Origin of the sequence: Nocardia sp. GTS18, assembly GCF_013839555.1 — a bacterium.
Taxonomy (GTDB): domain Bacteria; phylum Actinomycetota; class Actinomycetes; order Mycobacteriales; family Mycobacteriaceae; genus Nocardia; species Nocardia rosealba.
The window spans coordinates 18,068-27,969 of record NZ_JACBIU010000050.1 but is presented as its reverse complement, the minus strand read 5'-3'; the positions used below and the strand labels follow the sequence as shown (position 1 = coordinate 27,969).

At 69.7% G+C, this 9,902-nt stretch carries 8 protein-coding genes; 1 reads left to right on the top strand and 7 read right to left on the bottom strand.

The genetic code is table 11. The annotated features are described in order from the left end of the window. From HYG95_RS23540 to HYG95_RS23525, 4 genes are all read right to left on the bottom strand, one after another. Window positions 1-1,802, bottom strand: a 1,802-nt coding sequence (locus HYG95_RS23540; protein WP_255495649.1) for a helicase-related protein, incomplete at its 3' end; no start/stop codon positions are given. Between the two features lie 52 nt (window positions 1,803-1,854). Continuing rightward, window positions 1,855-2,280, bottom strand: a complete 426-nt coding sequence (locus HYG95_RS23535; protein ID WP_357147687.1) for a PIN domain-containing protein — start codon at window positions 2,278-2,280, stop codon at window positions 1,855-1,857. Next, window positions 2,268-2,492 carry a CopG family transcriptional regulator gene (locus HYG95_RS23530; RefSeq protein ID WP_181701128.1) on the bottom strand — a complete coding sequence of 75 codons (225 nt, stop codon included), beginning with the start codon at window positions 2,490-2,492 and terminating at the stop codon, window positions 2,268-2,270. Before HYG95_RS23530 ends, HYG95_RS23535 begins: the two co-directional genes overlap by 13 nt. Window positions 2,493-2,566: 74 nt before the next feature. Then, the gene (locus HYG95_RS23525; protein WP_181701126.1) at window positions 2,567-3,655 is read right to left on the bottom strand and encodes a 3-deoxy-7-phosphoheptulonate synthase; all 1,089 of its coding nucleotides are present in this window, start codon (window positions 3,653-3,655) and stop codon (window positions 2,567-2,569) included. A 297-nt stretch (window positions 3,656-3,952) separates the two neighbouring features. Here HYG95_RS23525 and HYG95_RS23520 point away from each other — a divergent pair, with 297 nt between their 5' ends. Next, window positions 3,953-4,756, top strand: a complete 804-nt coding sequence (locus HYG95_RS23520; protein WP_181701124.1) for an NmrA family NAD(P)-binding protein — start codon at window positions 3,953-3,955, stop codon at window positions 4,754-4,756. Between the two features lie 14 nt (window positions 4,757-4,770). Here the strand turns inward: HYG95_RS23520 and HYG95_RS23515 are convergent, their stop codons facing one another. From HYG95_RS23515 to HYG95_RS23505, 3 genes are all read right to left on the bottom strand, one after another. Next, window positions 4,771-5,241 carry a carboxymuconolactone decarboxylase family protein gene (locus HYG95_RS23515; protein ID WP_181701122.1) on the bottom strand — a complete coding sequence of 157 codons (471 nt, stop codon included), beginning with the start codon at window positions 5,239-5,241 and terminating at the stop codon, window positions 4,771-4,773. A 79-nt stretch (window positions 5,242-5,320) separates the two neighbouring features. Then, the gene (locus HYG95_RS23510; protein ID WP_181701120.1) at window positions 5,321-6,184 is read right to left on the bottom strand and encodes an oxidoreductase; all 864 of its coding nucleotides are present in this window, start codon (window positions 6,182-6,184) and stop codon (window positions 5,321-5,323) included. Between the two features lie 54 nt (window positions 6,185-6,238). Continuing rightward, window positions 6,239-9,871 carry a non-ribosomal peptide synthetase gene (locus HYG95_RS23505; RefSeq protein ID WP_181701118.1) on the bottom strand — a complete coding sequence of 1,211 codons (3,633 nt, stop codon included), beginning with the start codon at window positions 9,869-9,871 and terminating at the stop codon, window positions 6,239-6,241. Between the last annotated feature and the right edge of the window lie 31 nt (window positions 9,872-9,902).

Sequence of the window (9,902 nt, the reverse complement as noted above, 5' to 3'; positions counted from 1 at the left end):
ATGTCATCATCGCAAGTCGTCGGCAGCGTCAGATGTGTATAGGAGCCAGAACCCGCCCCGGCCGAGTCACGCCTCCCCGCACCCGAACCGCCACTGCCACGCCTCGGGTCCGCCTGCCGATCACCATGGCTTCCCGCAGGCGAACTGCCCTCAGCGCGACCATCACCTGGCGATCCCGCCTTGGCTCCGACATCGAACCATGTCGCCGCAGAACGGCTTTCCTCGCCGGCCAGCGCCGCGCCGCCGGTCTCCACGCCCGATGCGATTGCGCCATAAGCACTCTCGCCGGGCACGGCCGAGCCACCGGATTCGCCGACGAGGCGGGTGAGGCGGCTGACCTCTCGGGTCCAGCGTGGTGGGCGTTCGGTGCGGAGGGTGCGCAGGGCCGCGGTGGCGTCTGTGCCGGGGGCGAGGGTGTCGTCGTCCATCAGGGCGACCATTTCGGCGGCGAGTTTCGGGCCGAGGTGGGCGGCGCCGTCGAGGAGGGCGCGGGCCATTCGGGGGTGCAGGCCCAGGGTGGCCATGGCGCGGCCGCGGGCGGTGATGTGGTCGTTGCCGTCGAGAGCGCCGAGGGCGTGCAGGACAGTGCGGGCGGCGGTGAGCGCGCCTTCGGGTGGGGCGTCCCACCAGGCGAGGGCGGAACCGTCGGGGGTGCCCCAGCAGGCCAATTCGAGTGCGAGGCGGGTCAATTCGGCGGTGCGGATCTCCGGGTCGGGGTAGGCGGGCAGGGTGTGGTGTTCGTATTCGGGCCAGCAGCGCCAGGCGCGACCGGGCGCCTCACGACCGGCACGACCGGCACGCTGTTCGGCGACCGCGGCCGAAACACGCACTGTCGCAAGGCCGGAGAGCCCGCGCCGATGATCGACCCGCGACACCCGCGACAACCCGGAGTCGACAACGGCACGCACGCCGGGCACGGTGAGGCTGGATTCCGCTACGGCAGTGGACAACACGACCCGCCGACGCGCACCCGGCCGTAGCGCACTGTCCTGCGCCGCCCCGGCCAGCCGACCGTGCAACGGCACGACATCCACATCGAGATCACGCAGCAACCCGGCCGTCCGGTTGATCTCACCGACACCCGGCAGGAAAACCAGGACATCGCCCTCGGTCTGATCCAGCGCGACACGCGTCGCCCGGGCGACATGGCCTTCCACCCGTTCCCGGGACAAGGCCGGCACATAACCGATGTCGACCGGGTACGTCCGTCCCCGCACCTCGAGCACCGGCGCCCGCTCGTCACCACCGAGCAGTTCGGCGAGCCGGTCGGCGGCGACGGTCGCCGAGGTGGCGAGCACGCGCAGATCGGGACGCAGACCCGACCGAGCGTCGAGCAGCAGGGCAAGCAGCAGATCGGCGTCGAGGTGCCGCTCATGGCACTCGTCGAGGATCACCGTGCCGACACCCGCGAGCTCCGGGTCCTGCTGCAACCGCCGGACCAGCAGACCGGAGGTCACCACCTCTATCCGTGTGCGCGGTCCTACCTTGCGATCCCCACGGACCGCGTACCCCACGGTCTCCCCGACCCGTTCCCCCAGCAGCCCGGCCATCCGCGCGGCCGCCGCCCGCGCCGCCAACCGTCGCGGTTCGGCCACCACAACCCGCCCACCGCCCGCCGAAGCCCACGGCACCGTCTTCCCTGGCCCCACGAACTCGTCCGCAGCCAAGGCCAACGGCACCAGCGTCGTCTTCCCGGTCCCCGGGGGCGCGACCAGCACCGCGACACCCCGATCGGCCAGGGTGCGCGTGATGTCCGCCAGCGCGGGCCGCACGGGAAGATCGGGCAGTTCGGGAAGTCTCATCGCCCACAAGTGTGGCACCCGACATCGGCCTACCTCACCTACAACGTCGAGCTCAAGGTAAGAGGTGGAAAGCCTCGGTATGAGCTGGGCGGATCGCTCCGAAGTGCCGGCGGTCGACTGTCGCGATCTCGGTGATGCCCAATCTCTCGGCGGTAGCGACAACCGACGCGTCCGCCGTTCCCAGCGGCCAGTCACGGTAGCGCGCAACGAGTTCGGCGATTCGCAGCCAGTCGCCGGGACGCACCGGCTCTACCTCGAACAACCCCTCGGCGAAGTCACCGAGGAAGCGCACCTCGGCTTCCGCGCCCAATCGCGTGCCGATGAGGTAGGCGGCCTCCGTGATGACGAGCGTTGGAACGATGAGCGGGCCACGGTGGCTCTGGAGTAGCTCCAAACAGGCCCGATGATGGGCATCGTCCGCGTCGACATAGGCATAGAGCGGGCCCGCGTCGACCAGCAGGCGCGCTATCGGTCCCACTCTCCCCGCAGAATTTCCTCGATCCGCTCGGAAATATCGGAGCGTCCACTGCGACCCGCGCCCGCGGCACCGAATCGGCGAACACCGTGGCCGGGAAGCTGCGCGGCCAGCGCTTCTCTGGTCCACTCCGACACAGTCATGCCACGACGCGCGGCCTCGTGCCGGACGCGGCTGTCGAGGTCGTCGGGGAGCTTGATGGTCGTGCGCTTCATGGTATGCCAGCATACCTTCTGGCAGGCTCTGCGGCCAGAGCCCCGGAATATCCGGGGCTCTCGGGCCCGTCGCGTTACCCGCGCCGCTTCGCGACAGCCTGCGCCAGGCGGTCGAGCTGCGTGGCGGTGGTCTCCCAGTCGATGCAGGCATCGGTGATGGACTGGCCGTAGGTGAGGTCGGCGGCCTTGTCCAGGGTGAGGTCCTGGCGGCCCGCGACGAGGAACGACTCGAGCATCACACCGACCACACCCTGCTCACCGGCGGCGAGCCGGGTCGCGATGTCGGTGACGACGTCGACCTGACGGTTGTGGTCCTTGTTGCTGTTGCCGTGGCTGGCGTCGACCACCACGCGCTGGGGCAGCGCGGACTTCTCGAGGCGCAGCTTGGCCTCGGCGACGGAGGCGGCGTCGTAGTTGGTGCCGTTGCTGCCACCGCGCAGGATGACGTGGCAGTCCGGGTTGCCGGAGGTACGGATCAGCGCCGAACGGCCGTCGAGGTCGGTGCCGGGGAAGACGTGGCTGGCGGCGGCGGCACGCACACCGTCGACCGCGACCTGCACGTCACCGTCGGTGCCGTTCTTGATGCCCACCGGCATCGACAGCGCCGAGGACAGCTGACGGTGCACCTGGCTGGCGGCGGTGCGCGCACCGATCGCGCCGTAGGACACCAGGTCCGCGATGTACTGCGGGGTGATCGGGTCGAGGAACTCACAGGCCACCGGCAGGCCGAGGGCGGTGATGTCGACGAGCACCTTGCGGCCGATACCGAGACCGGTGTTCACGTCGAACGAACCGTCCAGGTGCGGGTCGTTGATCAGACCCTTCCAGCCCAGCGTGGTGCGCGGCTTCTCGAAGTACACCCGCATGACGATGTGCAGCCGGTCGCCGAGTTCCTCGGCCTTGGCGGCCAGCTTGCGGGCGTAGTCGAGGGCGGCGACGGGGTCGTGCACCGAGCACGGGCCGACGATCACCATCAGGCGATCGTCGTCGCCGTTGAGCACGTCGACGGTGGCTTTGCGACCCGAGCGCACGGTGTCGGCCAGCTCGTCGGTGATGGGGTGCACGAGGCGGACCTCGGCGGGCGAGCGCAAGGGGCTCACGCTGAGGGTGCGCTGATCGTCGAGATCGGAGTGCCGCGCGTCTACGTCAACTGCGGTGGTCATGAGAATGTGGGTCCTTTTCGGTTGAAGGCCGACCCACGGAAATTTCGCTACCCGTCGAGCCGGTCAGGTATCCGGCTCGGGGTGGAGGAAGTCAGCGCGCAGGGTCGCAGACCGGCCCACCCAGGGCCGGCTCGCTAAACCAGAAATATGCGCGCTGCATGCCGTGGACTGTACCACCGGTGAAACGTCGCGGACCCGCGCCTGGTTGCCCGAAGTGCGCACGATCACACCGCTGCGGCGGTTGACCTCAACCTGTGTTGAGTTCCTAGCGTGGGTGCCGAGGAAAGGAAATCGACTGTGACAACACTGGTTACGGGCGCGACCGGCAACACCGGGCGCCAGGTGGTTCGGGAACTCGTCGAGCGCGGCGAGAAGGTCAAAGCACTCACCCGCGATACCGAAAGGGCACGCGCACTCCTCGGTCCCGAGGTGGAACTGGTCGGCGGAACGCACACCGAGCCGGGCACGCTCGACTGGAGCGGTGTCGACCGATTGCACGTGACCGTGACGGCGGGTCTGGCCGAGGTGGGCCAGGAACTGGTCGACCGGGCGGTGGCGGCGGGCGTGCAGCGCATCACCGTGGTCTGGGGTGGCGGCGTCGGTCCCGTCGAGCAGGCGATCGAACGCTCCGGCGTGGAATGGACGCGGCTGGAACCGCAGGAGTTCATGTCGAACACGCTCACCTGGGCCGATTCGATCCGGGCCGAGGGCGTGGTGCGCGAGCCGTACGCGCATCCGAGCGCGCTGGTGCACGAGGCCGATATCGGTGCGGTGGCCGCGGTCGCGCTGCTCGAGGACGGGCACACCGGGCGTGCCTACAACCTCACCGGCCCGCAGACGCTCACTCCGCAGGAACGGTTGGCCGTGCTCGCCGAGGCCGCCGGAAGGGAGATCGCGTTCGTGACCATCAGCCATGAGCAGGCGATCGAGCGGTTGACGGCGGCCGGGGTGTCGCGCGCGGATGCCGAGTACGTGATCGGCTGGTACGCCGAGTCGAGCCCGGAGTCCCGCACCGTCGACCCGACGGTCGAGAACGTGCTCGGCCGCCCAGCGCGCACCTTCGCGCAGTGGGCGGCCGAATACGGGCACCGATTCGCCTGAGCGCTCCCGGATCCTCAGCCGAACTGGCCGGCCACGTAGTCGCCCGCCGGGGTGTGGGCGATGGCGTTGAGCCGGTTCCAGGCGTTGATCGTCGCGATGGCGGCGATCAACGCGGCGATCTGGTCGTCGTCGTAGTGCTTGCGGACCTGGGCCCAGGTGTCTTCGGTGACCTGGCCGCCGTCGGCGACGCGGGTCGCCTCCTCGGTGAGGGCGAGCGCGGCCCGCTCGGCCTCGGTGAACACGTTGGCCTCGCGCCAGGCGGCGACCAGATTGATCCGCACCGAGGATTCGCCCATGTGCGCGGCGTCCTTGGTGTGCATGTCGACGCAGAAGCTGCACCCGTTGATCTGCGACGCGCGGATCTTCACCAGCTCATGGGTGGCCTTCGGCAGCGGCGAGCCGTCGATCACCTTGGCCGCGGTCTGCAGCCGCTTCACGAAGCTGGTGGCGACGGGGTTGTTGTAGAGGTCGAAACGAGCTTCCATGATCACTCCTTCGTCGGGTGGAATACACCTCTACGACGACGCACGGCGCCGGAGTGTGACATGGGTGATCGCGATCACCTCAGAGCAGACCGCACAGCTTCTCCGACAGCTCCCAGAGCTCGGCGGCGACGGCGCGATCGTGCGCGGGCGCGGCCATCGCGCACGGCGCCGGGTAGCCCCACAGGCCGAACAGGCCGTCGGGACCGTAGAACCCGCCGGGCTCCACGTCGGCGGTGGCGGCGAACAGCGTGGGCAGCGCGCCCTGAGCGGGGCTCTGGGCGAACATCCGGTTGCCGAGCCACATGAACACTTCCTGCACCGATTCGGTGTGCGACATGAGTTCGGTCGCGGCGTACCCGGGGTGCGCGGCCACCGAGAGCACCGACGACCCCTCGCCGGCGAGGCGGCGCTGCAGTTCGGTGGCGAACAGCAGATTGGCCAGCTTGGACTGGCCGTAGGCGCGCCAACGGTCGTAGCGGCGCTGCTCCCAGTTGGGGTCGGTCAGGTCGATGCGGCCGATGCGGTGCGCGTTGCTCGACACGGTGACCACCCGGTCGGCGATCCGGTCGAGCAGCAGGGTGGTGAGCGCAAAGTGCCCGAGATGGTTTGTGCCGAACTGCATTTCGAAACCGTCGGCGGTGCGGCGCAGCGGCAGCGCCATCACGCCCGCGTTGTTGATCAGCACGTCGACCCGCTCGATCGACTCGGCGAAGGCACGCACCGAGTTCAGGTCGGCCAGATCGAGCTCACGCACCTGGGTCTCCCCCGGTAACTCGCTCGCCACCTGCTCGGCCTTGGCCGTATTGCGGCAGGCCAGGATCACCCGCGCGCCTTTCGCGGACAGCGCCCGCGCGGTGGCGGCACCGAGACCGCTGTTGGCGCCGGTCACGATGAAAGTGCGGCCGGTCTGGTCGGATAGGTCAGCGGTAGTCCACTTGCTCACCGACCGAAGTGTAGTGCGAGCTGGGACAACCGCGAATCGAGAACCGCCCTCCGGTCAGGACTGTGCGAGGATCTCCTCGTCGGTCATCGCGGCCACCTCCAGGTACATCGCCGCCACGACTTCCAGCCTGCCCGACGACCCGGATTCGTTCTCCCGCTGCGTCATTCGCTGCGCCAGACCCTCGACGCTGCGGGCGGTGAACAGGTCGGCGACCACGGTGTCGGGTGCGTCGAGCCACTCGCGGATGCGGGCGACGGCGGTGGTGGCGAGCACCGAATCACCACCGAGGGCGAAGAAGTCGTCGGTGACACCGATGTGTTCGGTGGCGAGGACCTCGCCGATCACGGCCGCGAGCGCGCGCTCGAGATCGGTGCGCGGCGCGACGAATTCGTCGGCCGCCTCGCCCTTTTCGAGCACGGCGCGAATGGCCTTGCGGTCGGGCTTGGCGTTCGGGGTGAGCGGAAGTTCGGGCAGCATCTCGAGCCGGGTGGGCACCATGTAGGTGGGGACCAGTTCGGCGGTGGCGGCCAGCACGATGTCGACATCGAGGACGGTGCCCGGCGTCGGCACCACCAGCGCGACCAGTTTCGGTGCGGCCTTGCCGACCACGGCCGCGACCGCGTGACGCACCCCGGGCACGGCGCGCAGCGCGCTCTCCACCTCACCGAGTTCCACCCGGTAACCACGGATCTTCACCTGATGATCGGCGCGGCCCAGGAATTCCAGACCGCCGTCGGGCAGGTAGCGGGCCAGGTCACCGGTGCGGTACCAGCGCACACCCTCGTGAGTGACGAACCGGTCGGCGGTGCGTTCGGGGTCCTTGCGATACCCGGCGGCCACACCGTCCCCACCGATCCACAGTTCGCCGCTCACCCAGTCGGGGCAGTCGTTGCCCGCCGGGCCGACCACGCGGCACCGCACATTGCGCAACGGGGTGCCGTAGGGAACGGCCGTCCATTCGGCAGGCACCTCGGCGCCGACCACCTCGCAGATGGTGGAGTGGATGGCGGTTTCGGTCGCGCCGCCGAGACCGGCGAAGCGGCATTCCGGTGCCACGGCCGCCAGGCGTGCGGGCAGCGCGACATCCACCCAGTCGCCACCCAGGATCACTGTGCGCAGCGAGGGCAGCGCTTGTCCGCCTGCCGCGGTGAGCAGCATGTCGAGCAGGCTGGGCACACAGTTGACCAGCGAAACCTCGTGGCGGCGAATGATCTCCACCCAGCGCGCCGGGTCGCCGCGTTGCGCGTCGTCGACGGTGACCACGGCGCCGCCCGCCGCGAGCAGGCCGAAGATGTCGTAGACCGAGAGGTCGAACTCGAGGGCCGAGAGGGCGAGGGCACGGTCGTTCGCGCCGATGCCGAAGCGGTCGTCGAGGTCGTCGATGGTGTTCATGGCCGCGCGGTGCGGCACCTCGACACCCTTCGGCTTGCCCGTGGAGCCGGAGGTGAACAGCACGTAGGCGATGTTCTCCGGATCGCCGAAGACGGGGCGTGCCAAGGGTTCCGGGTGGTTGCGGGCCTCGGCCAGGTCGACGACCCGGGCCTCGGGGATCTGGGCGCCACCGACGGTGAGTACCGCGACGGCGTCGGCGGTGGAGAGGATTTCGGCGCGGCGGGCGGCGGGCTGGTCGAAGCCGATCGGCACGTACACCGCACCGGCGGCGAGCACGCCGAGGACGGCGACGACCTGATCGGGCCCCTTCGGCAACTGCACTGCCACTGAATCGCCCGGCGTCACACCGGCTTCGCGCAGAGCACCGGCCACGGCGAGGGCATCGGCGGCCAGTTCACCGTAGGTCAGCTGCCCGGTGGGCGCCCAGAGCACCGCCGGTGCGGACGGATTCGTCGCGGCGTTGGCGAAGAAGCCTGTGTGCAGCAGATTTCCGCTCAGCGGCGCGGCTGTCGCGTTCACGCGGGCACGAGTCGCCGCCTGTTCCACGGGGATTCGCACGCCCGCCTCGGCCTGCCAGCCCGCAACGGTCGCCGAACCCTGGCCGCCCAGGCGTTCGATGGCCTCGATGTAGCGGGCGAACATGTCCTCGACCATGCCGGGCGGGAAGGCGGATTCGCGGATGTCCCAGTTGAGCAGGAGGCCGCCGCGGACCTCGGTGATCTGGGCGTCGAGCAGCACCTGCGGGCCCTGGGAGATGATCCAGACCGGGTCACCGAAGGTATCGGTGACGGTGTCGGCGAACAGTTCGCCGAGATTGAGGGCGCTGGTGTAGACGATGGGGGCCAGCACCGGTTCGCCGCGCTGACGGCCCAGGTCACGCAGGACCTCGAGGCCCGAGTAGGCCGAATGGGCGCCCGCCTCGTGCAGGCGCTGCTGCAGGGTGCGCGCACGATCGGCGACGGTGGCGGGCTCGGTGACATCGACCTCGAGCAGCACCGAGGAGGTGAAGTCGCCGACCACGCCGTCGACCTGCGGGTGCACCGGCTCCCGATGGAACAGCGGCAGATTCAGCAGAAAGCGGCGCTGCGCCGACCAGCCGCCGATGGTCTCGGCGAACACCGAGGCCAGCGCCATCGCCGGGGTGATGCCGCGCGCGTGGGCGGCGTCGAACACCTGCGCCTTGGCCTCCGGGGCCAGCCACCGGTGCAGGCGGACGGTGCGGTTCGGCTCCGAAACGTGCTGTGCCTGCGGCAGTTCGGGTGCGCCGGGCAGTTCGGCGAGCCGGTCGCGCCACCAGTCGCGGTCGCGGTCGCGTTCCTGATCGGTGGACGGCTGTTCGGCCAGGTACTGGCGGAATGTGTAGTCCTGCGGTGCGAGCTGTTCGCCGTGGTAGAGCTCGGCCAGGTCGGTGACGAGGATGCGGTAGCTCATGGCGTCGGCGGCGAGCATGTCGACATCGAGGTGCAGGCGGGTACGACCGTCGGCCAGCCGGGTCAGGGCGATATCGATCACCTGGCCGTCCTCCACGGCCATCCGCTGATGGGTGCGCTGGTCGCGCAGTTCCGCCAGCCTGCGCTGCGCCTCGTCCTCGGACACCGCACGCAGATCGGTGACCCCGAACACGGCCCGACCGGGGCGGTCGAGGGTCTGCTGGGTGCCGTCCGGCAGGAACCTCGTCCGCAGCATCGGATGGCGCACGAGCAATTGCTCCACGGCCCGCTCGAGGCGCTGCGGGTCCACACCCTGCCCGTCGAATTCGACGTACAGATGCGCGGCGACACCACCCAGCTCCTGCGCGTCGGAGCGGCCGATCCAGTACGCGTGCTGCATGGGAGCGAGGGGGAACGGTGTCCCGTCATCGGCCACGAGCTCGGAAACCTCTGCGGCAGCACCGTTTCCGCCGCCTTCGGCCAGGGTCGGCTCGACCGTTCGCGCACCCGGTTCGACGCCCTCGGCCTGTCGCGGTGACGTGGCCGAGGTCGGTTCGACATTCGGCGCCTGGTCCTGGCCGACCGGATCTGCCGTGGCGCCGCTCAGGGTTTCCGGGTCGGCGCCGTTGAGTAAGGCGTGCCAGGCGTCGATGGTCGGGTGCGCGGCGAGGAGGGCGAAGTTCACCTTGATGCCGCGTTTGCGCCAGGCACCCGCGAGTTTCATGGTGCGGATAGAGTCGAGGCCGAGCTGGATCAGGTCGTCGGCGTCGGCGACAGCGTCGGGGGTGATGTCGAGGTGACGGGCGATCGCGGCACGGATCTCGGCACGGTCGATTCCGCCGCCGTTCGCGGGTGCTGTCTCCATCTGCCGATCACTCCTTGCTCGCCGTCCGACC

Coding starts and splice junctions, on each gene's coding strand:
- HYG95_RS23530 (WP_181701128.1), bottom strand. CDS start 2,492: ATGAAGCGCACGACCATCAAGCTCCCCGACGACCTCGACAGCCGCGTC.
- HYG95_RS23515 (WP_181701122.1), bottom strand. CDS start 5,241: ATGGAAGCTCGTTTCGACCTCTACAACAACCCCGTCGCCACCAGCTTC.
- HYG95_RS23505 (WP_181701118.1), bottom strand. CDS start 9,871: ATGGAGACAGCACCCGCGAACGGCGGCGGAATCGACCGTGCCGAGATC.
- HYG95_RS23525 (WP_181701126.1), bottom strand. CDS start 3,655: ATGACCACCGCAGTTGACGTAGACGCGCGGCACTCCGATCTCGACGAT.